Here is a 25,986-nt window from a genome sequence, read left to right as displayed (position 1 = left end):
GCGGTCGCCACCATCGTGCTGTCGTCGAGGCCGGGCAGCGGGCCCGCGCCGGCGAAGCTGCCGCCGGGGGCTTCCGCCGCAGCGGCGCCGCTGCCGGCGGCGCGGATCGCCTCGGCGAAGGCGGCGGCGTTGGGAAAGCGGTCCTCCGGGCGCTTCGCGAGGGCGCGGGCGATCACCGCATCGAAGGCGCGCGGCACGGTCACGGCCAGCTGCGACGGCGGCGGCGGTTCGCTGTTCAGCACGCGGTGCATCAGCGCGGTGTAGTTGCCGTCGAACGGCTTCTCGCCGGTCAGCAGCTGGTAGAGCATGACGCCGGCGGCCCAGATGTCGGCGCGCGCATCCACCGGCTCCCCGCGCAGCTGTTCGGGCGCCATGTAGCTCGGCGTGCCCATCACGGTGCCGACCTGCGTCATGGTCGAGCTCTCGATGCGGGCGATGCCGAAATCCGCGATCTTCACCGTCCCGTCGCCGGACAGCATGATGTTGGCAGGCTTGATGTCGCGGTGGACCACGCCGCGGCCATGCGAATAGGCCAGCGCCGCCAGCACCTCCTCCATCACCCGCACGACCTGGGGGACGGCCATCCTCTCCCCGCGGTCGAGGATGTTCTTCAGCGACCCGCCCTCGACCAGCTCCATCACGATCCAGGCGGTGTCGGCATTCTCGCCGTAGTCGTAGACGCCGACGATGTTGGGATGCGACAGGCGGCCCGCGGCCTGCGCCTCGCGCCGGAAGCGGGCATGGGCCTCCGCGGCCTCAGCATCGCCGCCGCCCGGCAGGCGGACGAGCTTCACCGCGACCCTGCGCTCGATCATGCGGTCGAAGGCCTCGACCACCGTGCCCATGGCGCCGGCGCCGAGGGTCGCCCGTTCCTCGTATTTGCCGGAGAGTTCGATCGGCAGCATCGGGCCCCCGGTGCGGCGGCCGGTGGCCGCGATGATGTGTGGCGGACCCGCCCCCGCCGGGAGGGAAGGCCTAGAGTCGCGTCGCCTCCGTGACCGACGCGGTCCGCGTGGGCGCCGCGGCGCGGCGGCCATCGCCGATCAGCGCGAAGGCCGCCCAATAATAGGGGTGGGCGAAGGCGGCGGGAAGCCGGCGCCCGGCCTCCTCCACGATCAGCAGCTGCGCGCCGCGGAGCGAGGCGGAGGACGGCGCCCCCGCGCCCTGCCGGCGCAGCGTGTCCGCGACCAGCAGAGCGGAGGCGGCATCGTCCACCGCCCAGTGCGTCACCAGCAGGCCGCGCGCGCCGGCGTAGAAGAAGGACCGCGCAAGGCCCGACAGCGCCTCGCCCCCGCCTTCCCCGCCGGGGCCGCCGGTGTTGCAGGCCGACAGCACGACCAGGTCCGCATCCATGCGCAGCCCCAGCACCTCGCTAGCCCGGATGAAGGCGGCCGAGGCGTCGCGCGCGCCGGGCGGGGCGGAGACGACGATCGCCGGCTCCGGCAGGCAGGAGAGTTCGCCCGGCAGCAGCGCGTGGGTCGCCAGGTGGATGACGCGATACTGGTCGAGCCGCGCCTGCCGCAGCGACGCCCCGGTGAAATCCGTGCCGAGCCGCACCGCATCCGGCGCCGCGCCGGTCAACCGCTGCGCCGCCAGCACTTCCGCCCGCGTGCCCGGCAGGCGGCCGAGCCCGGCGGCCAGCCGCGCATCGGCGGCGCAGCGGTCCTCCGGGAAGGTGGCGGCCAGCTGGGCGGCGCTCGGCGGCGCGAAGTCGCCGAAGCCGCGATAGGGATTGGGCGCGCTGCTGCCGCGGCCGGCCGCGCGCTGCGTCACCAGCGTCTGCGGGGATGGGACATGCACCACCGCGTGCCGCCGGATCAGCCACGGCGCCGCGCCGAGGGCGGCGGGGTCCGCCGGGCCGGTCAGCAGCAGGCCGAAGGGCAGGCCCAGCAGCGGGCCGTCGGGGGCCACCACCATCGTCTGCACGCCGTCCATCGCGGCGGAGAGCGGGGCGAGAAGCGCGGCGTGCAGTTCCGCCGCCGCGGCCGTGTCGAACGAACCGGGCGCGCTGCCCTGCACCTCCATCCCGGCGCGCACGCGCTGCACGAGCGCGGCGGCCGCGGCATCGCCCAGCGCGGTGCGGTGCGCGGCCACCCGGCCATCCCCGCGCATGGCCAGCACGTAGCCGCGGTCGCGGCCGAGCAGCATCGTCACCAGCACCTCGTCCGGGTCCAGCGCGCGCGTCACCGCATCCGCGTCGACCGAGGCGAGCAGCAGCTGGCGGTAGCCCGGGGCGGCGGCCGCCACCTCGCCCTCCGCCTCGGCGCGGTCGCGCTGGAGGTCGGCGATTCGGCGGTCGAGCGCCTGCGCGGCCGGTGAGCCGGGGGGGATCGCGTCGCGGTCGGCGTAGAGGTCGCGCAGCGTGCGGTCGGCATCCTGCAGCCGCCGCACCGCATCGGCCACGCGCGGGTCGCCCGATGCCGCGCCGATGCGCGCGGAGGCGAGCTGGACGAAGCGCACCGTGCCGCTGCGCTGGGCCAGCTGGGCGGCCGAGAACATCTCCCGCCGCAACGCAGCGCCGCCATCGGGCCCGGCGGCCAGCTGCGCCGCGTGCAGCGTGTCGAGATAGGGCATCACCACCTCGACCGGCAGGGCGATCTGCCTGGCGCGGAGGATGGCGGCGCCGGTGCGGAAGGCCTGGAGCGCGGATTCGCCGCGGCCGAGCTCGGCGCGGGTGCGGCCGGCGAGGAACAGCGTCACCGCTTCCGGCCGTTCGCCCGGCGCGGCGGCGTTGAAGCGCCGCGCCGCCTGCTCGAGCCTCTGCGCCGCCTCGTCCTGGCGGCCGCCGCTGGCCGCGGCGGCGGCTTCGCTGCGCAGGCCGCGCCCGGCCGTCAGCCCCTGTTCCAGCCCGGTGCGGCGCAGCAGGCTGCGGCTGTCAGCCGCGAGCGCCGCGGCGCGCTGCGGTTCCGGCCCGCGCGCCACGGCGGCGGCCATGCTGCGCCACACCTCCGCCAGTCCGAGGATCGCGCTTTCCAGCACCGCATCGCCGACCGGCCCGAGATTGGCCTCCGCCGTCGTGTTCCGCAGCAGCGCGGGTGGGACGAGGGTTGCGTAGCCGGCCTCCGCCTCCCGCAGGAGGGCGAGCGCGGGCTCGGCCCGGTTGGCGTTCAGCTCGTGCAGGCCGCGGTAGTGGCGAAGCCGGATCGTCGCGACCGGGTCGGCGGCCCGCGGCGCCAGCGCCGCGGCGCGCGCGAACAGCGCCTCGGCCTCCGCGCGGCGGTCCTGGTTGGACAGGTTCAGCGCCAGGTGCATCAGCGCCGTCACCGTGTCGGGGCTGCCCGCGCCGAGCACGCGTTCCTGGATCGCCAGCGCGCCGCGATACGCATCCTCGGCCGCCGCGAAGCTTTCCGCCTGGTTCAGGGCGCGGCCGAGCGCCATCAGCCTCTCGTAGCCGCCCACCTCGTTGGCGCCGAAGGCGGCCGCCGCCTGGCGCTGCGCCGCGAGTTCGAGCGCCGCGGAGCGCGCCACCGCGGCCCCGCCCGATGCGGGTGCCTGGCCGGCCGCGATGCGTTCGATCACCGGCAGCACGGTCGGCACGCCGTCGGCCAGCACCGGTCCTTCCGGCCCCTGCGCGACCAGCGCCACATGCGGCCAGCCGCCGTTGCGGCGCGTGCAACTCAGCAGCAGCGCGGGGCGGTTGCCGGCGACCCGCGTCTCCTGCGGGGCGGCGCAGGCGGCGACGCGGCTGTCGAGCGCGGTGCGCCACAGGCCGCCGGTGGCGATGCGCATCAGGTCCTCGCGTTCCGCCGGGCCGCGCAGTTCGGCGACGCGGGCGGCGGGCTGGGTGTAGCCGCCGCAGAAGATGTCGCGCGCGCGCAGCACCGGCAGGTCGCTGCGCGGCGCCGCGCCGCGGGACATCAGGCAGGCCTCCCCGCGGGAATCCTGACCCGCGGGCTCCCCGGGGTCGAGGCTGTTCGCACCGGCGACGTAGGCCTCGGGCGGCGGGCTCGTGCAGGCGCCGAGCAGGCCGAGAAGGACGAGAGCCGGCAGGGTCTTGCGCATCTCAGAAATCCTCCTGCGCCACGTCGGGGACCACCACGTCCGGGTTGCGGGCACGCTGACGGTCGAGCGCGACCACCACATCCGCCGCAAGGCGGCTCGGCACCACCATGACCGGCGGGAGGACGACGCAGTTCACGGCCGACAGCACGCAGCCGTTCAACCGGTATTGCTGCAGCGCGGCCGGCAGGACCGGGCGGGTCAGGTCGCCGTATTCCGCCGCCGCGATCCCGTCCCGCCCCGCGAGCGTGCCGGTGAGCGTCGCCGCCCCGCCGGTGCCGTGCACGCCGAGCCGCGCGGCGACGATCGTGCCGGTGATGCGCGCGCCATCCGCCAGCAGGAAGACCGGGCTGTCGGGGGCGAGGATGGAGAAGGCCATCGCCGCCGCCGGCACGTCGAGCGCCTGGCCGAAGGCGCCCGGCGCCTGGCTGCGCGGCGCCGCGCGCATCTGCGTCGGCTGCGCGGTCGGCACCGTGCCGGGCAGGTCCGCCTGCACGACCAGCGGCAGCGCCGAGGTCGCGGCCCCCGCCCGCGTGTCGAGCACGACCGCCGGGATGCGCTGCCCCGCCGCGCGCGGCGAGACCGCGATGGCGCCGGAGGAGGCGAGGCCACCCTCCGCCGCGAGCAGCAGGCGCGTGCCGATCCGCGCCGTCACGCCGCCGGCCGTCAGCGCACCCGTGGTGCGGAAGGCCGCCGTCTCGGCATCGAGGCTGGTGGCGCGGAGGCTCGCCCCGCTCCGCCCGTCGACGCTGACCGCCCCGCCGGCCGAGAGGCCGCCGCCGGAGATGGCGAAGCCGCCGCCGGATGTCAGCGCGATGTCCTGGGCCGCGGTGACGCTGCTGTCCACCAGCGTCGCGCCACCCGCCGCGGTGAGCGTGACGGTCCGCCCGGACAGCCGCGAGGGGTTGATCCGCAGGTCCCCGCCGGCGCTGACGAGCAGCGTGGAGCCCGCCGCCACCTGCGTGCCCAGGAATGCGACCGCCCCGGCATCGGACCGCGCGCTGAAGGCGCCGGGGGTGGCGACGCCACCGCCCGACAGGGTGAGGCCCCCGGCGCCGCGCAGCGCGACCGTGCCGCCGTTCAGCGTGGAGCCGACGACCTGCATCGCCCCGCCCGATGTCAGCCCGATCGCGCCCGCGACGGAGATGGTCGTGGACTGCACCGTTGCGCCACCCGCGCCCGCCGTCCCGGCCAGGCTGGCGGCGGTGACGTCGCTGGCCGTCAGCCGCAGAGCGCCGCCCGCCGTCATCTGCGCCGCGCCCCCGGCCGAGAAGGCGGCGGACCCGGCGACGAGGTCGCCACCGCCACCTGCCAGCGTCAGCGCGCCACCCGCGGTCACGCCACCGCCGGTGAGGGAGAGACCGCCCCCGCCACCGACCAGTGCTGTCGTGCCGGAGAAGGTGGTGCCGGTGGCCTGCAACGCACCCGCCGCGGTCACCGCCAGCGCCGCGCCGGCCGCAAGGCGGGTGCGGGCGAGGACGGCGGCACCCTCCGTGCCGGCCGTGAGGCCGGCGCCCGCCGTGGCGGAGCCGCCGGTCACTTCCAGCCGCGCCCCGCCCTGGAGGGCGATGCTGGCGCCTGTCAGCACCGCATCGGTCGCCGCGAGCCGCGCGGCCGTGCCGATGCCGAGCACGCCGGTGGCGGCGAGGGTCGCGCCGCCGAGGACGACATCGCCGCTGCCGCCCGCCAGCGTGGCCGCGCCGCCCGAGGCGACGGATCCGCCGGCGATTGCAAGGCCCGTGCCGCCGCCCAGCGTCACCGGCGTGCCGGACAGCGTGCTTGCAGCGAGGGTGAGCGTCGTGCCGGCCGAGATGGCGAGCGCGCCGGCCGCGCCGATGGTGGTGGATTGCAAGGTCGCCGCCGCGCCCGCCGCGGCGCCGTAGCTGCCGGAGGCCGTGGCCGAGCCGCCGGTGACGCTGACCGTGCTGCCGGCCCGCAAATCGATCACTTCCCCGGACAGGGCGAGATCCGTGGTCTGCAGCGCGGTGGCCGCGTGGGCGCGGATGCGATGGCCAGGCGCGCCGGCCGAACCGCGCGTGAGCGTGAGCGCACCTCCCGCCAGCAGATCGAGATTGCCCGCGGCGCCGATCGCCATGTCGGTGACGGCGAGCGCGCCGCCCGCCGCGGACTGCACCAGCACCTCGCCGGTCGCCGCCACCGCGGTCAGCCCCGCCGCGCCGGCCAGCGTCACCGCGCCGCCGGTGGAGTGCAGCGTCACGTTGCCGCCGGTAACCCCGACCTCGGTCATCGTGGTCGAGGCCGCGCCGCGCACCTCGACGCTGGTGGTCCCGCCGAGGCTGCCGCCCGTCAGGCTCGCGGCGCCATCGGCCAGCACGGTGAGCACCGTTCCGGCGGCGATGGAAGTGCCGGAGGTGGTGATGTTGCCGGTGGCGGCCAGCGCGACCGTGCCGCCCACCGCCGCCAGGTCCGACCCGGTTCCGAGCGAGATGCCGCCTGCTGTGGCGGTCAGGTCGAGGAAGGGTGTCGCGCTGCCGGTGCCGATGGCGCGGATCACCACGGCCTGCGTGCCGCCCGGGGCCGCCGGGCCGAAGCCCGTCGCCGTGAGCTCGACCGTGCCGGCGAAGACCCCTGGCATCCCGTCGCGGTCGAGCGACAGGTTGGCCGTGGTCGACAGCGTGAGCGCCGCGCCCTCGGTCAGCCCCGGATTCCGCAGGTCGGCCGAGCGCAGCCAGCCGATGGCGTTGCCGGAATGGGTCAGCGTCACCGCGCCGTTGCTCGTCCGCAGGTCCAGCCGTCCGGCGTCGAGCGGCGCGGACTGGGTGATCGCGCCGCCGGCCCCGGTGGCGGCGAGGACTGCCAGGTCGGCCCGTACGGCGCCGGCAAGCCCGATGGAGTTGCCGGTCAGCGACACGCTCCCGACACGCCCCGATGCCGGCGTCGACACGCCAAGGACGGTGAGGTCCAGCGTCGAGGCGATCCCCGTCGTCGCGCCGGAAGGCGCCTCGATGCGGAGCGTCCCCACGGCATGCGCGCCCTGCGTGAGGTCGGCGCCGCCGGTCGCGGCCGTGATGTCGAGATCCGCCACGGACAGCGCGCTGCCCGCCGCGGAACTCACGCTGCCGGCCTGCACGACGAGCCGCTGCGCGCCGCTCGGGCCGAGGTCGAAGGCCCCCGCCGCCCGCAGGTCGCCGGATGGGGCGAGCAGCGTCAGCACGCGCGTCCCGCCGCCCGCCAGGGTCAGCGCGCCGGCGATGTCGCTGCCGAGCCGCAGCCCTGCCCCGTCCGGCGTGCCGGCGCCGAGCAGCATGTTCACCGCGCTGCCGAAGGTGCCGATGGTCATGCTGCCGTTGCCGGCGCGCAGCGACCCGCCCGCCAGCGCCAGCCCGTCGGTCCGCAGCGTCAGCGCGCCGCCGGCATTCACCGCGCCGGCCAGGCGCAGCGCCTGGGTGCCGCCGCCCGCCGTGCCGTCGGCCAGCACCGTCGGCGCGCGGCGTTCCGCGCCGCCATTGGGCACGCCACCCGCCACGATGGAGATGTCGCCCGTGGCGCTGACGGGGCCGAGGATGTTGAGGGTGTTGCCCGCCGCGGTCGCCGTGCCGCCCTGGTTCAGCAGGACGGACCCGGCGGTCGCCGCCGCCGTCAGCCGCTCGACCGAAAGCTCGCCGCCGGCAAGCTGCGTCACCGACGCGCCGCGCAGGTCGAGGATGCGGGCCACGCGCGTCGTCGTCCCGCCCGTGCGCAGGTCGAGCGCGCCGAGGCTGATGGCGCTGCCCGAACCCGCGCTGCCGTCGATCCGCAGCGTCGTGCTGCGGATATTCGCGACCTCGGCGGTGGTGAGGGAGATGACGCCGGTCGGCTCGGTTCCCGTCACGCCGAGGGCGAAGCCGGTGCCGGCGGTGTAGGGGCGTAGCACGACGGTGCCGCCGCGCACGATCCCGCCGATCGCCAGGTCGTCGGCCGTCAGCGTGACGGTGCCGGTCCCTGCCGTCACGCCGGAGATGGAGAAGGAACTGCCGGTGGGATCGGCCAGCCCGGCCACCCCGCCGATGGTCAGCGTCCCCGCCGCGCGTTCGAGCGTGACGTCGCCATTTCCCGCCCCGGCGAAGGCGACCAGGGCGTAGCTGTTGCCGGCCAGGTCGAGCGTGACCGCGCCGCCTGCCGCGGTGGCCAGCGCCGGCGCGGTCAGCGTCCCGGCGCCGGACTGGGTGATGGTGGCGGCGGGGTTGGCCGCGATGGAGGCGAAGGCGTCCACCCCGCCGGATGCGATCAGCGCGATGGCGGCGCCCGCCTGGACCGGCCCCCGCAGGTCGATCGAGGAACCCCAGAGGCTGACCACGCCCGTCCCCGCGCCGGAGGTCCCGGCCTGGACGGAGCCCGCCGCATTGACCGTCAGTGCGCCACCCGCCTCGACCCGAAGCGTGCCATTGGCGCCGGCACGCACCGCGCCGCCGATGTCGAGCGCGGTGGTGGTGCGCAGTCGCGCCGCGCCGGTCGCGCGCGCCTCTACGACGTGGCGGATGGCGTTGGCGCCGCCGAGGTCGATGCTCGCCGCCGAGGTGCCGGTGCCGCCGGCGCCGGTCACCACGAGTTCCTGCGCGGTGACGATGCCGCCAGGCTGGGCCACCGTGGCGTTCGTCGCCATCGTCACGCGCTGGCCCGCCGCGGTCAGCGCCCCGCCAAGCGTCATCGCGCCGGGCGAGACGAGCGTGATGCCGCCGCTGGTCGCATTGGCGATGGCGCCGCCGACGCCGATCGCGCCGCCGGCCCGGATCGTCACCCCGGTCTGGGTCGAGATCGCGCCAGGCACGCTGACATTGCCGTTCGGTGCGGTCAGGGTGAGGGACATCGCGCCGATGCTGCCGGCGATCCCGGCGCCTATCCGCCCGGCGACGCCGAAGGTGATGTTGCCGCCCTGCGAATGCAGTGTGACGGCGCCAGCCTGGATGCCGCCGGGGCCGGTGACGGCGCCGTCGATGCTGAATGTCCCGGCGTTGCGCAGCGTGAATGCGCCCCCGACCGTCACCGCCCCCAGCGAGCCGACCGCATTCAGCCCGGTGGTCGCCGCGGGCGCGCCGTTGTCGAGTGTGATGGCCCCGCCCGCCGTCATGGCAAGGCTGACCGCCGACAGCGAACCCCCTGCCTGCGCAATGCCGGCCGCCGCGTCGAGCACCAGCGCGCCCGCCGTGACGATGCCCGCGCTCTGCGCGATGCCGTTGCCCGCCCCCGTCGCGGTCACCGTCACCGCCTGCCCCGACGCGGTCACGTTCGCCCCGATCGACACGCCCGCGCCGGTGAGCCCGATCGCCCCGCTGTTCGCGACCTGCGCGCCCGAGACGGTCAGCAGGCCGCCCGCACCGGCCGTGATGCTCGCGCCGGTGATCGCGCCGAGCGTCGCCGCGCCGTCCGTCACCAGCACCACCGCGCCGGCCGTCGTGCCCGCGAATCCGCCGATCGTGTTCGCCGGCCGGTTCAGCGTCACCGCGCCCGTCGCCGTGAAGGTCAGGCCCGCCGCGTTGATCTCGCCACCCGTCTGCGCGATGCCGGCCGCCGCGTCGAGCACCAGCGCACCCGCCGTGACGATGCCGGCGCCCTGCGCGATGCCGTTGCCCGCCCCCGTTGCGGTCACCGTCACCGCCTGCCCGCTCGCGGTGAGGTTCGCCCCGATCGCAACACCCGCGCCGGTGAGGCCGATCGCCCCCGTGTTCGCGACCTGCGCGCCCGAGACGGTCAGCAGCCCGCCCGCGCCGGCCGTGATGCTCGCGCCGGTGATCGCGCCGAGCGTCGCCGCCCCGTCCGTCACCAGCACCACCGCACCGGCCGTCGTGCCCGCGAAGGAGCCGATCGTGTTCGCCGGCCGGTTCAGCGTCACCGCGCCCGTCGCCGTGAAGGTCAGGCCCGCCGCGTTGATCTCGCCGCCCGTCTGCGCAATGCCGGCCGCCGCGTCGAGCACCAGCGCGCCCGCCGTGACGATGCCCGCACTCTGCGCGATGCCGTTGCCCGCCCCCGTCGCGGTCACCGTCACCGCCTGCCCCGACGCGGTCACGTTCGCCCCGAGCGCGACGCCTGCGCCGGTGAGGCCGATCGCCCCCGTGTTCGCCAGCAGCGCGCCCGAGACGGTCAGCAGCCCGCCCGCGCCGGCCGTGATGCTCGCGCCGGTGATCGCGCCGAGCGTCGCCGCCCCGTCCGTCACCAGCACCACCGCGCCGGCCGTCGTGCCCGAGAAGCCGCCGATCGTGTTCGCCGGCCGGTTCAGCGTCACCGCGCCCGTCGCCGTGAAGGTCAGGCCCGCCGCGTTGATCTCGCCGCCCGTCTGCGCAATGCCGGCGCCGCGCAGGTCCAGCGCCTGCGCGCCGATGTCGAGGACATCGGCGATGGCGACATTGCCCGTCCCGCTCGCGCGCAGCGAGACCGTGTCGGCCGAAAGCTGCGCGACCTGCGCGGCCGTGACCTGCAACCCGCCCGCCGCGCCGAAGGTGAGGCCGGTGTTGGCGCTGAAGGGTTGCAGCGCGATGGTCGTGCCGCCGCCCGTGGCGGTGACGGAAGGGGTGCCGGACAGGGTGAAGACGTCCGCCTGCAGCAGCACCGTCGCGCCCGCCGCATGGGCGCTGACCGCCGCGCCCGCATTCTGCACCAGCGCCGGCGCGCGCAGGGTCAGGTCGCCCTGCGCCCCGACCGTTGCGCCGAGGGTCAGAGTCCCGGTCGTCGAGATGCCGAGCGCCCCGCCGGCCGACAGCGCCCCCCCGACCAGTAGCGCCCCGTCATTGACCAGCGCGAAGGCGCCCCCCGCCGTACTGGCGCCGAGGCTGGACACCCGGTTCCAGTTCGCGACAGTGGCGGACCCGCCCGCGTTCAGGACGATGCCCGCACCGGCCGTGGTCGCGCTGGCGGTCAGCGTGGCCGCGGTGATGTGCCCGCCGCTGCCCTGCGTGATGCCGGCCGCGCCGGTCGCCGTGAGGGCGACGCTGCCCGCCCCGCCCGTGGCCGCGACCGGCGCTTCGATCGCCAGCCCCGCCGCGCCGAGCGTCACCGTACCGAAGCCGGAGATGCCGGAGGTGGTGCCGGCCGGCGAGAGATCGGACACCACGGCCAGGACGCCGCTGCCGCCGCTGGCGACGTTCACGCTGCTGCCGGCACCGCCGGTGCCGAGCACCGCCAGTTCGTCGATGCGGTTGTTGGCGTGTGTCGCGCTGACATTGCCGGCGCCGGCGCGGACGACCAGGCGCGCCACGTCGATGCCGGCCCCGCCGAGATCGTAGCCTGTCGCGCTGCCGTCGACGAGGAGCGCGCCGACGCGGTTGCGCAGAGAGATGTCGCCGGGCACCCGCACGTCGCCCGTCGTGGTCACGCGGAGCCGCGTGGCGGGATCCGTCGCGCCGGCGGCCCCATTGCCGCCGAACAGCGCCAGTTCGGCCGCGTTCAGGTAGAGCCCGGCCGGGTCGCCACCACCCCGGTCCGCACCGAGAAAGACATCGCGCCCGGCGGTGACGCCCGCGACCGTGATGGTGCCTGCCGGCGCGCGGATGCGCCCGGACAGCAGCATGTCGTCCGCCCGCAGTGTGAGCGCCCCGCCGCTGCCGACGGCGAGCGAGGCCGTGGCGTCGAGCGTGAGGGTCGGGGCGGCGACCGTCAGGTTCGCGGCGCTGACCGGGTCGAACACCTGGAGGTCCACGCCGGTCCGCAGCGAGGCCGCGCCCCCGGCCGTCAGGGCGCGTGTCGCGGCGGTGCCGTCGAGATCCGCACCGCGGCCGAGCCAGGCAATGGCGTTGCCGGGCTGGTCGACCGCCAGGCTGCCGGCGGCCGAGGCGCCGAACCAGCCGGTGGCGACGGTGCTGCCCACGGCCTGGGTGATGTTCCCGCTTCCTGCCGGCGCGTCGAAGCTGTCGCCGGTGCGGAGGATGATGGTCTGGCCGTTGCTGTCCAGCGCGCCGGTCAGCGTCAGCCCACCATTGCCCTGAAGGTCGATCAGCGTGCCGTTGGCGCCGCCGATCACCACCGTGCCGACCGACATGTTGGCGGAAGAACGCAGGATCGCGCTCTGCTGCGCCCGCATCTCCGCCACCGCGCCGACCACGTTCAGCGCGGTGCCGAGCGCGACCGCGCGCGCCTCGGTCCCGGTGCCGCCCTCGCCGCGCGCGTTGAGCGTAGCGGCGGTGATGACCCCCGCGGCGGTCTGCCCGATGTCGCGCGCCGCGTTGATCGACACCGTCCGGCCGGTGGCGGTCAGCGCGGCGGCGACCGACACGTCCCGCCCGGCGGTGAGCACCACGTCGCCCCCCGATGTGAGCGCGGCGGCCACCGAGACGTCGCGGCCCGATGCCAGCGTGACGCCGCCGGTCGCCTGGAGGGCGGAGCCGATGACGAGGTCGCGGTTGTTGGCCGTGGTGACGCTGACGGCCCCCGCGCTCAGCCCGCCGGTGCCGAAGGACAGCGCGCCGTTCGAGGTGTCCGTCAGCAGCACGTCGCCGCTGGTCGTGGTGCGGGCGGTGACGGTCAGCGCGGTGTTGGCGCCGCTGGCATGGCGGACCGCCCCGCCCGCCTGGCTGATCCCGGTCCCCGCGACCAGCGACAGGCTCGTCGCCTCCACCGTGCCGCTCAGCGTGATGGTGCCGGCACTGGCGAGGCTGACCGCGCCGGAACTGCCCGCACCCGTGTCGAAGGACAGGCTGCCATTGCCGGCGCGCGCGAGCGTGACGGCGCCGCTGACCGTGGTGCGCGCGGAGACGGCCAGCGGCGTCGCCGCGCCGCCGGCATGCCTGATCAGGCCGCCCGCCTGGTCGATTCCGGTGCGGGCGGTGAGGGCGAGGCCCGTCGCCTCGACGGTGGAGTTGAGCGTGATGCTGCCGCTGCCGATCGACAGCAGCCCGGCGGCGAGCGTGATGTCGCCGTTGACGGTGACGGTTCCGGAATTCGTGGTGGTCCGCAGCGTCAGGTCGCCGGCGGCCTTGCTGATGGTGGCGCCGGCCTGGACGGTGATGCCGTCCGTCGCTTCCAGCACCAGGTTGACGGCGCTGGCGTTGATGTCGGCGTTGCGGATGGTCAGCGTCGGGGAGAAGCCGGGTGGCGGCCCGGCGGTGGCATCGCCGTTGTCGCCGGCGGCCACGTCGCCCTGCGCGGCCACGAGCGTGCCGTTGACGATGGTGATGAACTGCGGGTCGAGCAGCACGGTGCCCGCGCGGCCGGCCGCGGCCCCGACATCCAGCAGCGACAGGCCCGGCAGGTCGATGCCGGCCATGCCGGAGACCTCGATGAAGCCGCCATCGCCGCCCGAGGCGCCACCGCGGGCGGAGATGCGGCCGCGGACCGAGGTGGCCTCGGTGCCGTTGACGACGACGAGACCGCCATCACCCCGCGCCGTCGCGTCGGCCGCGATGGTCGCGCCGCGCTCCACCACCGTCTCGCGCGACATCTGCTGCGCGCGGCCAATGCCCGTGGTGCCGGCCAGCACCGCCCCGCCGCCCGCGCCGCCCGAGGCGTCGAGCTTCGCGCCGCCCGCGACCGCGACGCCGTCCTTCGCCTGCACGGTGACGAGGCCGCCGCGCGCCGTCGCGCCCGTGCCGGCCGCCGCCACCTGCCCTTCCACCCGCACGCGGTCGGTCGTGGCTCCGCCGAGCCGTGCCTCGCCCCCACCCGCGGTGCCGGAAGCGTCCACCCGCGCGCCCTGCGCGACGGTCACCGACCTGCCCGCGGCCTCCACCCGGCCGCCGCGCGTGCCGGGGGCGGCGCCCGCCGCCTCCACCACGCCCTCGATCCGCACGCCGCCGCCCCCGCCGCGCAGCGCCACCTGGCCGGTGCGGCCGGTCGCGGCATCGGTGTTGGCGCTGATGCGGCCGCTGTTCCGGACCACGTCCTCCACCAGGCCGGACGCCGCGTTGGCGGACAGCAGGACGGACCCGCCGGGCGCCTCGATCGTGCCGCTGTTGGTCACCAGCGCGGCGCCGTTGCCGCGGACAGCCCCGGTGACGTCGATGGAGAGCAGGCCGTCGCCGGCCATGTCGAGCGTGAAGGTCTCGGCCCCCGCCAGCGCGACGCGGGCGAGCCGGCCGCGGATGGTGCCGGTGTTGCTGACGCCGGGTGCGACGAAGGCGGCCAGGCCGCGATCCGCGACCGTCACCGTGCCGTGGTTCTCCACCCGCGCGCCCGGCCGCGGCGCGCCGGTGAATTCCATCCGCCCGGCCATGAAGGCCTCGTTCGTGATGTTGGCGGCGCTGGCGATCAGCGCGCCGACATTCACCGACGCGCCCTGCGCGAAGACGATGCCCGACTGGTTGACGATGGCGACGCCGCCATTGGACTGGATGCGGCCCGCGATGAGCGAGGGGTCGGGCGTGGTGACGCGGTTCAGCGTCCAGCTGCCGGCATTCGGCTGCTGGAACTGCACGGTCTGGTCGCGGCCCACGTCGAAGCGCTGCCAGTCGATGGCGGCGCGGTCCGACCGCTGGGTCACGGTGGTCTGCGCCGGCGTTCGCGCGATGCTGGCCTGCCCGGCCACCACCCGCCCGCCGGTGGGCTGCGCGTTGGGCGCCTGGGCGGCGGCGGGGCCGGCCAGCACCGGCAGCAGCGCGGTGGTGCCGAGGAGGAAGCCGCGGACGGAGGCGGGAACGGGGCCCATCTGCTTCTTCCTCAGAACCGGACCAGGCTGCGGAAATAGACCGCGTCGCGGTCGAGCGGGTCTTCCGCCTGGCCCGCTGGCCGGCGGGTCTGCCGGCGCACACCCTCGAGTTCAAGGGCGAGGGCTTCCGACAGGTTGAGCCGGACGCCGAGGCCGTAGGAGACGAGCCGCCGGTTCGGGTCGGTGGCCACGTTCTCCCAGCTCCGCCCCTGGTCGCGGAACAGGTAGAACTGCGCGTCGAGCCGGTTGGACAGACCCCAGGGCGCCTCGCCCGGCAGTTCGAAGCGGGTGCTGAGCTGAAGCTCCACGCCATAGGCGAAGGCCGTGTCACCGGTGACCTGGCCGGCGTAGAAGCCGCGGTTGATGCGCGACCCGCCGAGGTAGAACTTCTCCACCTGCGGCAGCACGTCGTTCGAGTACTGGCCCGCCGCATGGCCCTGCAGCCCGAGCGTCCAGCCCTCCACCGGCTCGAACAGGGGCATGACGCGCGTGGCTTCGAAGCTGGCCTTCAGGTAGTCGAACCGGCTGCCCGTGCGGGTGGCCTGCGCATCGCCGTTCGCGCTCGCGCCGAAGCCGGACAGGCCGTGGTGCAGCCGCACCTGGCCGCTGGTGACGGCCGGCGGCAGGAAGGGGATGAGGGTGTCGAGCGCCTGCATCTCGAACCCGGCGCGCAGGCTGCGGACGGAATCGCGGCTGGCCACCGAACTGCCGCCGCCGGTGTCCGTCCTCACCTCGCTCTCGAGCCCGTCGAACTGCCCGGTGGTGGTCAGCGTGAAGGGCCGCGTGCGGATGACCGGGTAGGTCAGCGCGGCGCCGAACACCTGCGTGTCGCCGGCATAGCCGATGGCCGCGAGCGCCGAGCCCGGGCGTGCGCGGCCCGCGCCGGCCCAGGCGCGCGCCCGCAGACCGGAGCCGCCGATGAACGCCTCGAAGGTGCCCTGCGCGAAGTCCTGCTGGCCACCCTCGGCGCTGAAGACCGCAAGCTCGCTCCGCTCGCCGTATTCCGTGAAGGCGTTCGCGCCGAATGCGAGCAGGCCCTGCCACGGCCCCGCCAGGTTGGAGCCGCGGTTGTCGAGGTTGAGGTAGCCGCCGAAGGGGCGCCGCGACACCTGCGCGACCAGTTGCAGCGCACCCGGCTCCGCCGTCATCGGGCGGACCACGCCGCGCACCGACACGCCGGGGATGTCGGAGGCGAGCAGCAGCGCCCGCTCCAGCGCCGCGCCGGTCAGCGGGCGCTGGCGCGTCAGGGGTTCGAGGAAGCGCAGCACCTGCGTGCCGGCCGGGCCGATGTCGCCCTCCAGCCGGACCTCGGCGATGTAGCCCTCGGTGATGCGGAAGGCGGCATCGGCGGTGCCGCCCGCACGCGGCGTCAGGCCGGCATCGACGGCGGCGAAGGGGTAGCCCTCGGCGCGGTAGGCGCTGAGGATCGCGATCCGCGTCTCCTCGATCTGCGCGAGCGTGACCTCCTGCCCGGCGAGGGCGGCGAGCGCGGTGGCGAAGCGCCCGGCCGGCACGGCTTCGTTGCCGGACACGGTCGCGGCGCCCACCCGGATGCGCTGCGCGGCGCCCGGGCCGGTCTGCGCCACCAGCGGCGGCCCCTCGACCGAAGGCGCGACCCGGGGGGGCGCGACCGGGGCGAGGCGCTCGATCGGGTTGGTCTGCACCGGGGCGCCGACCTGCGCGACCACGGTGGCCGCGAAGGCGGCCGGAAGCCCAACACCGAAGGCTATCGGGGCGAGGAAGCGTCGCATCGCGTGATCCGGGAGTTCGTCCGCGCATTGTGCAATTATTGGTAACGCCTGGAAAGGGCTGAGACCGAAACGACCGTTCCCCCGCTGGTGCCGCCGCGCGGCTTTCCCGCAGCCCTCGCCGGTGCCGGCCGCGCGCCGGCCGGCCGGGGCCGCGCGGTTGAAGCGGGGCCGGGCGGCGGGCAGGATCGCCGCCCGCCAGGAGACGCGCCATGAACCTTCGCCCGCTCGGCCGCACCGGCCTCCAGGTCTCGCCGCTCTGCCTCGGCGGCAACGTGTTCGGCTGGACGGCCGACCGCGACACGTCCTTCGCGCTGCTCGACCGCTTCGTCGATGGCGGCGGCAACTTCATCGACACGGCGGATTCCTACTCGCGCTGGGTGCCCGGCCATGCCGGCGGGGAATCGGAGACGATCATCGGCGAATGGCTGGCCCGCGGCGGCAGGCGCGACCGCGTGGTGATCGCGACGAAGGTCGGCAGCGACATGGGCCAGGGCCGCAAGGACCTGCGCGCATCCTGGATCCGCCGGGCGGTGGAGGATTCGTTGCGGCGCCTGCGGATCGAAGCGATCGACCTCTACCAGGCCCATTGGGACGACCAGGCGACCCCGCAGGAGGAGACGCTCGGCGCCTTCGCGGATCTCGTCCGCGCCGGCAAGGTGCGGGCGATCGGGTGTTCCAACCACGATGCCGCGCGGCTCGGCTCGGCGCTGGCGATCAGCGACCGGCTGGGCCTGCCGCGCTACGCGACGTTGCAGCCGCATTTCAACCTGGTGGACCGCAGCGGCTATGCCGGCGCGCTGGAGGATCTGTGCCGGCGCGAGGGGCTGGGCGTCATCCCCTACTACTCCCTCGCCTCGGGCTTCCTGACGGGGAAGTACCGCGACCCCGCCCAGGCCGAGGGCAAGGCGCGCGGGCGCAGCGTGGCGAAATACCTGGACGCCGCGGGACTGGCGCTGCTCGGGCTGCTGGACCGCGTGGCGGCGGCGCATGGCGCGACGCCCGCGCAGGTTGCGCTCGCCTGGCTGATGGCGCGGCCCGGCATCACGGCGCCGATCGCCAGCGCCACGAGCACGGCGCAGCTGGACGAGCTGCTGGGCGCCATGCGCCTCGCGCTCGACCCCGCTGCGATCGCCGAGCTCGACGCCGCGCAGCGGCCCCCTCAATCCTCCTGAGGGACCCGCGCGTCGCGGACCACGCTGCGCCAGAGCGCGATTTCGCGCCGCCAGGCGGCATCGAACTGGGCGGCGCCCTCGCTGACCGGGCGGGCACCCATCGCCGAGAGGCGCGCCGAGGGCTCCGGCGCGCGGGCGGCGTCGAGGATGGCGGCGGAGAGCTGCTCCACCGTGGCGCGCGGCATCCCCGCGGGGCCGAACATGCCGATCCAGCTCGTCACCACCATGTCCGGCAGGCCGGATTCCCGCAGCGTCGGGACATCCGGGATGCCGGGGTCGCGCTCGGCCGAGGTGACGGCGAGCGCGCGGATGGTGCCCTGCTGCACGAGGCCCATCACCGCGGGCAGCGCATCGGCGGTCATCTGGACCTCCCCCGCGATCAGCGCGGTGGAGGTTCCGGCGGTGCCGCGATAGGGCACATGCGTCAGCTGGATGCCCGCGCGCAGTTGCAGCAGCTCCACCGACAGGTGGGGCGAGGTGCCGACCCCGCTGGTGCCGAAGTTGAGCTGCCCCGGCCGCGCCTTCGCCAGCGCGACGAAGTCCTGCACCGTCCGCGCCGGGCTGGCCGGCGGCACCATCAGCACCAGCGCGAATTCGCCGTATCGCGCAACCGCGGTGAAGTCGCGTTCCATGTCGAAGGGCAGGCGCCGGCGCATGGCCGGCAGCACGGCGTGGGACCCGAGGCCGCCGACGACCAGCGTGTGGCCGTCCGGCGCCGCGCGGGCCACGATCTCGTTCGCCAGCACGCCGCCGCCGCCCGGGCGGTTCTCCACCACGATCGGGCTGCCGAGCCGCTGCTGCAACGCATCCGCGATGGCGCGGGCGCCGACCTCGAGCACGCTGCCGGAGCCGAAGCCGACGACGAGGCGGATCGGCCGCCGGGGATCGACCTGCGCCGCGGCGGGCAGCGCCCCGGCGGCGAGCATCAGGACGGCGAGGAGCAGTCGGCGCGGCATGTCGGGTCTCCGGGCGGCCGCTATTCGGCCGGCAGCAGCACGATGTCGTCGGGCGCGATGGCGAGCGTGACCTCGGCGCCCGGCTCCAGGTCCGCCTGCGCGTAGGAGCGCAGCGTCACGCCCGCCGCCTCGACCACGTATTCGGTGAAGGGGCCGAGATACTGCGCCTCCGCTATGCGGCCGGTCAGGTGGTTCAGCCCCTCGGTCGCCGCGCCGTGGCCGGTCTGGAGGCGGATGTTCTCCGGCCGGACGGCGCCGAGGGCCTGCGCGCCGTCCGCCCGGCCGGCATTGGCGCGGATCTGCGTGCCGTCCGCCGTGCGCCACCCCGCCTCGTCGCGCGACAACTCGATGAGGCCGACCTTGCCCACGAAATCCGCGACGAAGCGGCTGTTCGGGCGGCGGTAGAGATCGCGCGGCGTGCCGACCTGGGCGATGCGGCCCTGGTTCATCACGATCACCCGGTCGGACATGGACAGCGCCTCCTCCCGGTCATGGGTGACGTAGACGGCGCCGACGCCGAGCCGCTTCTGGATGCGCCGGATCTCGCCGCGCATCCCCTCGCGCAGCTTGGCGTCGAGGTTCGACAGCGGTTCGTCGAACAGCAGCACGCGCGGGCTGCCGACGATGGCGCGCGCCAGCGCGACGCGCTGCTGCTGCCCGCCCGAAAGCTGGGACGGGTGCCGTTCGGCCAGGTGCGCCATGCCGACCACGCGCAGCGCCTCGTCCACCTGCCGGGCGATGTCGCCGGCGGCGGCGCCGCGGACGGATAGCGGGAAGCCGACATTCTGGCGCACCGTCATGTGCGGCCAGACCGCGTAGGACTGGAACACCATGCCGAGCCGCCGTTCATGCGTCGGCACCAGCAGCCCCTGCGCGGGGGCGGACACCATGCGCCCGTCGACGCTGATGGTCCCGCCGGTCGGGTCCTCCAGCCCCGCAATGCAGCGCAGCGTCGTCGTCTTGCCGCAGCCCGAGGGGCCGAGGAGGGAGACGAATTCGCCGTCCGCGATGTCGAAGGAGATGCCGTCGATGGCGTGGACGTTGCCGTAGTGCCTGGCGAGGTCGCGGACCGCGATGCCCAAGGTTCTGCTCCGCTCAGAAGCGTCGCCCGGCGGGCACCAGCCAGCCGATGACGAGGAGGACGAGGAATATGACGAGCGTGGCCGCCACCGACAGCGCGCTCGCCTGGCCCCAGTTCGCCTGCTCGAAGAAAGCCCAGATCGAGACGGAGATCACCTTGGTGTCCGCCGCGTAGAGCAGGATGGCCGCCGAGATCTCCCGGAAGAAGGCCATGAACAGCAGGAAGTAGGCGCCCTGCACGGAAGGTGCCACCAGCGGCAGCATGATGCGCCGCGCGGCGGAAAGCCGGTTAGCGCCGGCTACCCAGGCCGCTTCCTCCAGGCTGCGGTCGATCTGCACCATCTGCCCGCCGATCGTCTCCGTCGCATAGGGCAGGAAGCGGGTGACGAAGGCGATGATGATGACCGCGAGCGTGCCGTAGAGCGGCAGCGGCAGGAAAGCATAGGCCCAGAGCAGGCCGAGGCCGATGACGATGCCAGGCACGCCGAAGGGCAGCACGCCCACGAAGTCCAGCAGCTTGTGCCCGCCCGGCCGCACCCGCAGCGTGAAGTAGGAGCAGGACAGGCCCAGCACGACGCCGAGCGCGGCGCCGATGCCGGAGACCAGCAGCGTGTTCCAGAAGCTGTCCCAGGTGGAGGAGCTTTCCCACATGAAGACGTAGTTCCGCCAGGTGTAGATCCCGGCGAAGGGATTGGCCGTGAACCAGCGCAGGACGGAGGTGTAGAGCAGGATGACCATCGGCAGCAGCAGCGCGAGCGTGATGAAGCCGAAGCAGAACAGGTTCGCCGCCCAGCGCCAGCGGCCGAGAGGGATGGCCGCGACGCGGCCCGCCTTCCCCGTCACCGTGGTCAGCCGCCCCGCCTTCGTGATTCGCCGCTGCGCCCAGATCGCCGCCCCGGTGATGGCCGAGAGGGCGAGGCCCACCGTCGCCGCCAGCCCGTAATCCACCGGCGTGAAGCGCACCAGGAGATAGAGCTGCGTCGCCAGCACCGAGACCTGCCCCGGGATGCCGATCAGCGCGGGGACGGCGAACTGCTCGATCGCCAGGACGAAGACGAGGATGAAGGAGGAGGCGAGCGAATAGCCCAGCAGCGGCAGCGTGACCTTCCGCATCACCGTGGCCGGACGGGCGCCGGAGGCCCTCGCCGCTTCCTCATAGGTGGCGTCCATGTGGATGATGGGGCCGCGCACCGTCAGGTAGACGAAGGGCACCTGGTGCAGCACCGTGACGAAGACGATGCCGAGGCCGGAATAGATGTCCACCTCCAGCCAGTCGAGGCCCAGCATGTCCCGCAGAACCGCGTTCACGATGCCGCCCGGCGAACCCATGATGATCCAGGCCATCGCCACGATGAAGGACGGGAAGTAGAAGGCCAGCCCGATCAGAGTCGTCATCGTGCGCGGCCAGCGGAAGTCGGTCCGGTGCACGATCAGCGCCAGTGCCGTGCCGATGACGATGCAGAAGGCGGCCGAGAGCAGGCCGATCCACAGCGTCGTCCAGATCGTGTTGACCACGCCTTCGGAAGCGAGGTTGGCGTAGTTGCGCAGCGTCCACTCGCCCCCCGCCTGCCCCGGCGCGGTGGTGCGGAAGCTGCCGTAGAGCAGCGCCGAGATCGGCACCAGCACCAGCAGCAGCACCGCCCCGAAGGTCAGGACGTAGAGGGCGCGGAGCGCGATCTCGGACGCCGCGATGCCGGTGCGCCCGCCATGGGCGGAGGAGCCGAGCGCGCCGCTCCCCGCGAGCCGGGGAACGGCCTTGCCAGTCGTCGACACGCCGGCCGCCTCAGCGAACGCCGAAGACCGTGCGCCAGTGGCTGATCATCCGCGCCTGGCGTTCCGGCGTCAGGATGGATTCGCCGTCCACCACCTTCGGCAGCTGGGCCGTCGCCGGCAGCTTCGACATCGGCGGTGCGCCGCGGCGCGTGACCGGCAGGCCGCCCAGGCGCTGCAGCGCCTCCTGCCCCGGCGCGGTCATCAGCCAGTTGACGAAGACGCGACCTGCATTCGGGTTCGGCGCCCGCGCGGCCACCATGATGCACCCCGAGGAGGTGGTGGTGCCGGAACGCGGGTAGACGTAGCCCAGCGGCGCGCCATCCTCCAGCATCGGGTTCAGCGGCAGGTCGGTCAGGTGGGCGACGCGCACGTCGCCGCGCACGACCGCCTGGATGATGCCGCCCGAGCCTTCGAAGAAGCGGACCTGGTTGGCACGCAGGCGCTCCGCGGCGTCGCGGATGCCGATGTCCTCCCAATAGGCCACGATCTGCTGGACCGAGACGGACCGCCAGGGCGGGTTCATGCCGACCCGGCCGCGCCAGCGCGGGTCCATCAGGTCCTCCCACTCCTTCGGCGCGTCGGCGTCGCGCACCAGGCTGCGGTTCCAGATGATGCATTCGCGCGACTGGTGCAGCGCGAAGGCCGCGCCCTCGCGCACGATGGAGGGGTCGAAGTTCGGCAGCTCGGGCGGGGTCCAGCGCGCGGCCCAGCCATTCTTCAGCCCGTCGTCGAAGCGTTCGTCGGGGAAGGTGATCAGCACGTCGGCCAGGTTGCGGCCGGCGTTGAACTCGGTCTGGAACCGCTCGATCAGCGGCGCGCTGCCGAGGCGGATATATTCCGTGCGGATGCCGGGATTGGCCTCGCGGAAGGCCTGCAGCAGCGGCTCGATCCCGTTCGGCTGGAGGTTGCAGTAGAACACCACCCTGCCCTCGCGCCGCGCGCCGGCGGTGACCTGCGCCCAGTCATCGGCGCCCTGCGCGGCGGCCGCGGGCGCGCGCGACAGCGCAGCCGCACCGATCGCCGAGCCGAGGATGGCGCGCCGGGTCGGGCCGGCGGCGTGTCGCGCAACCATGGACAACTCTCCCTTGATTGGTCGCGCGTCCTGGCCGCGCGCCGCCCGTCGGCACCCCGCTGCGACGCAGCAGGACGCGGCGCTGGATTTTCCCCATGGCGCCGCGGGCGGTCTCTGCATACAACAGTATCCCGAGCGACGTCCAGGCATTCGATGCGACGCGCCGGTAAGGGGGAGTCGAGGCGATGCGGCAGCGGCGCATCCGCGCGGTGTTCATGCGCGGCGGCACGTCCAAGGCGGTGATGTTCCGGCGCGATGACCTGCCGGAGGATCGCGCGGCCTGGGACGGGATCTTCCTTTCGGCGCTGGGTTCCCCGGATGCCGAGGGACGCCAGCTGGACGGCATGGGCGGCGGCGTCTCCTCGCTGTCCAAGGTGTGCATCGTCGGGCCGCCGACGCGGCCGGATGCGGATGTGGACTACACCTTCGGCCAGGTCGCGGTGAGGGATGCGCTGGTCGACTATTCGGGCAGTTGCGGCAACATGTCCTCCGCCATCGGTCCCTTCGCGCTGGAGGAAGGGATGCTGCCCGGGGCGCCGCGCGACGGCGAGGTGGTGGTGCGCATCCACGACACCAATGCGCGGCGCATCATCGTCTCCCGCTTCCAGGCGAAGGACGGCGAGGCACTGGTCGAGGGCGGGCTGGTGCTGGACGGCGTCTCGGGCAGCGGCGCGCCGATCCGGCTGGACTTCATGGACCCGGGCGGCGGCCGGTCCGGCCACCTGCTGCCGACCGGCCACGCGACGGACGTGCTGGACATACCCGGCCTCGGCGCCATCGAGGCGACGATGGTGGACGCGGCCAGCCCCTGCGTCTTCATCCGCGCCGAGGCAGTCGGCGCGACGGCAACCGAGACGCCGCAGCGACTCGATGGCGATGCGCGCCTGCTCGACAGGCTGGACCTCATCCGCCGCCACGCCGCCGTCGCGATGGGGCTGGCGGCGGATGCCGAAGCGGCGCGCGCGAAGCCGAGCCTGCCGCGGGTGGCGATGCTGGCGCCCGGGCGCGACGCGGTGCTGGCCAATGGGCGCCGCGTGTCGGCAGCGGAAGCGGACGTCACCATCCGCATGATCTCGATGGGCCAGCCGCACCGGGCGGTGACGGCGACGGGGGCGCTCTGCCTCGGCGTCGCCTGCCGCATCCCCGGCAGCATCGCGGCGCAGATGGCGGCGGGCGCCGTGCCGGACCGGCCGATCCGCATCGCCCATGCCTCCGGCCTGGTGCTGGTGGATGCGGTGGTGGTGCCGGATGCCGCGGCCCGGGGCGGGCTGGGTTGCGAGCACGCGACGCTGTTCCGCACGGCCCGGCGCCTGTTCGAAGGGGCGGTGCTGGTGCGCGGCCTGGCCTGGAGCGCGGCGGCATGAGCGCGGGTTCCGTCACGCAGGGCTTCGCCGAGGGGCTGCTGCGGCAGGCTTCGGCGGGACTGTCGGCCGCTGCGGCGCGACGCTGCGGGGAGCTTGTCTGCGACGGGCTTGCCGTCGGCGCGCTCGGCGCGGGCGAGGCGCCGCCGCGGCACCTGGCGGCGCTGGCCGCGGAAGCCGGCGGCGCGCCGGAATCGACGCTGCTGGCGCAGGGCCTGACGCGGGTGCCGCCGGTGGCGGCGGCACGGGTGAACGGCGCGGCGATGCATGTGCTCGACTTCGAGCCGATGTGGAACCCCGCCAACCATTCGCTGTCCACCACCCTGCCCGCGCTGCTGGCGCTGGCCGAGGCGCTGGCGCGCCGGGGCGGCGCCGCGCCGGACGGCGCGCGGTTGCTGCTGGCCCTGGCCGTGGGGGTGGAGGCGCAGGAGAGGCTGCGCATCGCCTCCGCCCAGTTCGAGCCGGGTTCCTTCCTGTTCCACCCGCCCGGCATGGTCGGCGCGATGGGGGCGGCGGCGGCCTGCGGCGTGCTGCTCGGCCTCGATGCGGGGCGGCTGGCCCATGCGCTGGGCATCGCGGCGTCGCGCGCGGGCGGCGTCATCGCCAATGTCGGCAGCATGGTGAAATGCCTCCATTGCGGCGATGCCGCGGCAGGCGGGCTGGAGGCCGCGCTGCTCGCCGCGCGCGGCTTCACCGCGGATGCGGACGCCATCGGCAGCCCACGCGGCTGGGGCCGCGCCTTCAGCGGCGCGGCCTTCCGCGCGGAGGCGCTGACCGAGCCGATGGGCGAGTGGCTGGTGGCGGCGCCGGGACCGGCCTTCAAGCTCTACCCCAGCCAGTATGGCACGCATTTCGTCATCGCCGCGGCGCTGGCGGCGCGGGCGGGATGGGACGGGCGGGGCGCGATCGCGCGCGCCACCATCACCGCGCCCGCCATGGCCTATGTGGACCGGCCGATCCCGGCGAGTGGCCTCGCGGGGAAGTTCAGCTTCCAGTACACGGCCGCCGCCGCGCTGCTGGATGGGCGCGTCGGCGTGGACAGCTTCGCCGATGCGCGCCGATTCGCGCCCGACATGGAAGCCCTGCTGCCGCGCATCGCGGTGCTGCCCGACGCAGCGCGCGAGGGGCGCTTCGACCGGATGCGCGTCGATGTCGAGGTCGGGCTGGCGGACGGCACGCGGCTGCACGGCGCCTGCGACGGCCCGCCCGGCATCTGGGGACGGCCCGTCGCGGAGGCGGCGTTGCAGGCCAAGTGGAGCGACTGCCTGGATGCCGCCTTCGGCGCCGACGATGGCCCGGGGCTGCTGCGGGATGCCGCGCGGCTCGGCCAATGCGGGGCGGGGTACATCGCTGCGCTGCTGGACCGCTTCGGCCGGGCTGGCGCGACACATGGCTGAGCCGTTGCGCACCGCCGCATACCGATGTATACATCGGCCCGCATGAGGACGCCCGATCCGCGCAACGCCGCGCCCGACCTCGCCTGCCGAAGGGCAGCGCGATGACGGGGCTGCGCGCGCGCATGACGGAACGGGCGCAGTACGGCTCCGCCGCCGAATTCGCCTATGCGACGCTGCGCGGCGAGATCATGGGCGGGCATCTCCAGCCCGGGCACCGGATGCGCGAGCAGGAACTGTCCGAACGCCTCCAGGTCAGCCGCACCCCGGTGCGGGAGGCGCTTTCGCGGCTGCAGGCGGACGGGCTGCTGGTGATGCAGCCGCGCAGCGGCCTCGCGGTGGCCGAGCTCGACGATGCCGGCGTGATCGAGCTGTACGAGACGCGGGAGGCGCTGGAAGGCACCGCCGCGCAGCTTGCCGCGCGCTACGCCAACCCGCGCGACATCGCCGCCATGCGCTCCATCCTCGCGGCCGAGGAACTGGCGCCGGACGACCCGGTGCAGCAGCAGCGGCACAACCGCATCTTCCACGCGGCGGTGCTCGCCGCGTCGCACAACCGCTTCCTGGTGAAGAGCCTGCAGGTCCTGCACGACGCGCTGACCCTGCTGGGCCCCACCACCCTCGCCCGCCCGGACCGCCGCGCGCAGGCGCAGGCCGAGCACCGCCAGGTGCTGGATGCGATCGAGAAAAGGGACTCCGCCGCCGCGGAAGCCGTGATGCGCGCCCATGTGCGCCACGGCGCCGAGGTGCGGCAGCACATGCGCGGAGCCGCCGCGCAGGACTAGGGCGGGCGGATGCCGCCGCTTGAGGATGCGGGAGCCGGCGACCGCCGCCGCCCCGGCTTGGATGGGTTTGGGG

The 25,986-nt window shown here is 74.9% G+C and carries 12 protein-coding genes; 4 read left to right on the top strand and 8 right to left on the bottom strand.

The features are described 5' to 3' along the window. The 4 genes from ACK8OX_RS08635 to ACK8OX_RS08620 form a co-directional block, all read right to left on the bottom strand. Positions 1-905 (bottom strand): serine/threonine-protein kinase (locus ACK8OX_RS08635; protein ID WP_430663580.1); only part of this gene is annotated, 905 nt, incomplete at its 3' end. A 70-nt stretch (positions 906-975) separates the two neighbouring features. Beyond that, positions 976-4,002, bottom strand: a complete 3,027-nt coding sequence (locus ACK8OX_RS08630) for a CHAT domain-containing protein (protein ID WP_430663579.1) — start codon at positions 4,000-4,002, stop codon at positions 976-978. A gap of 1 nt (position 4,003) precedes the next feature. Beyond that, positions 4,004-14,569, bottom strand: coding sequence for a filamentous hemagglutinin N-terminal domain-containing protein (locus ACK8OX_RS08625; protein ID WP_430663578.1), 10,566 nt, complete (start codon positions 14,567-14,569; stop codon positions 4,004-4,006). Positions 14,570-14,580: 11 nt separating this feature from the next. Next, a complete protein-coding gene (locus ACK8OX_RS08620; protein WP_430663577.1) occupies positions 14,581-16,320 on the bottom strand; it encodes a ShlB/FhaC/HecB family hemolysin secretion/activation protein in 1,740 nt (579 codons plus the stop codon). A 209-nt stretch (positions 16,321-16,529) separates the two neighbouring features. Here ACK8OX_RS08620 and ACK8OX_RS08615 point away from each other — a divergent pair, with 209 nt between their 5' ends. Then, entirely contained in the window at positions 16,530-17,492 is a 963-nt protein-coding gene (locus ACK8OX_RS08615; RefSeq protein WP_430663575.1) for an aldo/keto reductase, read from the top strand. Here ACK8OX_RS08615 and ACK8OX_RS08610 read toward each other — a convergent pair. Genes ACK8OX_RS08610 through ACK8OX_RS08595 form a run of 4 tightly spaced genes read right to left on the bottom strand, consistent with a single transcriptional unit; the run spans position 17,480 to position 22,373 of the window. Continuing rightward, positions 17,480-18,448: a Bug family tripartite tricarboxylate transporter substrate binding protein gene (locus ACK8OX_RS08610; protein WP_430663574.1), complete on the bottom strand. Its 969-nt coding sequence runs from the start codon at positions 18,446-18,448 to the stop codon at positions 17,480-17,482. The genes ACK8OX_RS08615 and ACK8OX_RS08610 overlap by 13 nt on opposite strands. Positions 18,449-18,468: 20 nt before the next feature. After that, positions 18,469-19,530, bottom strand: a complete 1,062-nt coding sequence (locus ACK8OX_RS08605; protein WP_430663573.1) for an ABC transporter ATP-binding protein — start codon at positions 19,528-19,530, stop codon at positions 18,469-18,471. A 13-nt stretch (positions 19,531-19,543) separates the two neighbouring features. Beyond that, complete coding sequence (locus tag ACK8OX_RS08600) at positions 19,544-21,301, bottom strand: ABC transporter permease (RefSeq protein ID WP_430663572.1); 1,758 nt, start codon at positions 21,299-21,301, stop codon at positions 19,544-19,546. A gap of 10 nt (positions 21,302-21,311) precedes the next feature. Further along, the gene (locus ACK8OX_RS08595; RefSeq protein ID WP_430663571.1) at positions 21,312-22,373 is read right to left on the bottom strand and encodes an ABC transporter substrate-binding protein; all 1,062 of its coding nucleotides are present in this window, start codon (positions 22,371-22,373) and stop codon (positions 21,312-21,314) included. Positions 22,374-22,558: 185 nt separating this feature from the next. Here ACK8OX_RS08595 and ACK8OX_RS08590 point away from each other — a divergent pair, with 185 nt between their 5' ends. From ACK8OX_RS08590 to ACK8OX_RS08580, 3 genes are all read left to right on the top strand, one after another. Further along, entirely contained in the window at positions 22,559-23,737 is a 1,179-nt protein-coding gene (locus tag ACK8OX_RS08590) for a 2-methylaconitate cis-trans isomerase PrpF family protein (RefSeq protein ID WP_430663570.1), read from the top strand. Continuing rightward, positions 23,734-25,131: an MmgE/PrpD family protein gene (locus ACK8OX_RS08585; protein ID WP_430663568.1), complete on the top strand. Its 1,398-nt coding sequence runs from the start codon at positions 23,734-23,736 to the stop codon at positions 25,129-25,131. Before ACK8OX_RS08590 ends, ACK8OX_RS08585 begins: the two co-directional genes overlap by 4 nt. 101 nt (positions 25,132-25,232) lie before the next feature. Continuing rightward, positions 25,233-25,913: a GntR family transcriptional regulator gene (locus ACK8OX_RS08580; RefSeq protein WP_430663567.1), complete on the top strand. Its 681-nt coding sequence runs from the start codon at positions 25,233-25,235 to the stop codon at positions 25,911-25,913. Positions 25,914-25,986: the final 73 nt, after the last annotated feature.

Origin of the sequence: Falsiroseomonas sp. CW058 (assembly GCF_050563535.1) — a bacterium.
GTDB lineage: Bacteria > Pseudomonadota > Alphaproteobacteria > Acetobacterales > Acetobacteraceae > Falsiroseomonas.
This window is presented reverse-complemented; position numbering and strand designations above follow the sequence as displayed.

What these genes read in the sequence shown, in the direction of transcription:
- ACK8OX_RS08630 (WP_430663579.1), bottom strand. Translation starts at nt 4,002, where the DNA reads ATGCGCAAGACCCTGCCGGCTCTCGTCCTTCTCGGCCTGCTCGGCGCC.
- ACK8OX_RS08625 (WP_430663578.1), bottom strand. Translation starts at nt 14,569, where the DNA reads ATGGGCCCCGTTCCCGCCTCCGTCCGCGGCTTCCTCCTCGGCACCACC.
- ACK8OX_RS08620 (WP_430663577.1), bottom strand. Translation starts at nt 16,320, where the DNA reads ATGCGACGCTTCCTCGCCCCGATAGCCTTCGGTGTTGGGCTTCCGGCC.
- ACK8OX_RS08615 (WP_430663575.1), top strand. Translation starts at nt 16,530, where the DNA reads ATGAACCTTCGCCCGCTCGGCCGCACCGGCCTCCAGGTCTCGCCGCTC.
- ACK8OX_RS08610 (WP_430663574.1), bottom strand. Translation starts at nt 18,448, where the DNA reads ATGCCGCGCCGACTGCTCCTCGCCGTCCTGATGCTCGCCGCCGGGGCG.
- ACK8OX_RS08595 (WP_430663571.1), bottom strand. Translation starts at nt 22,373, where the DNA reads ATGGTTGCGCGACACGCCGCCGGCCCGACCCGGCGCGCCATCCTCGGC.
- ACK8OX_RS08590 (WP_430663570.1), top strand. Translation starts at nt 22,559, where the DNA reads ATGCGGCAGCGGCGCATCCGCGCGGTGTTCATGCGCGGCGGCACGTCC.
- ACK8OX_RS08585 (WP_430663568.1), top strand. Translation starts at nt 23,734, where the DNA reads ATGAGCGCGGGTTCCGTCACGCAGGGCTTCGCCGAGGGGCTGCTGCGG.
- ACK8OX_RS08580 (WP_430663567.1), top strand. Translation starts at nt 25,233, where the DNA reads ATGACGGGGCTGCGCGCGCGCATGACGGAACGGGCGCAGTACGGCTCC.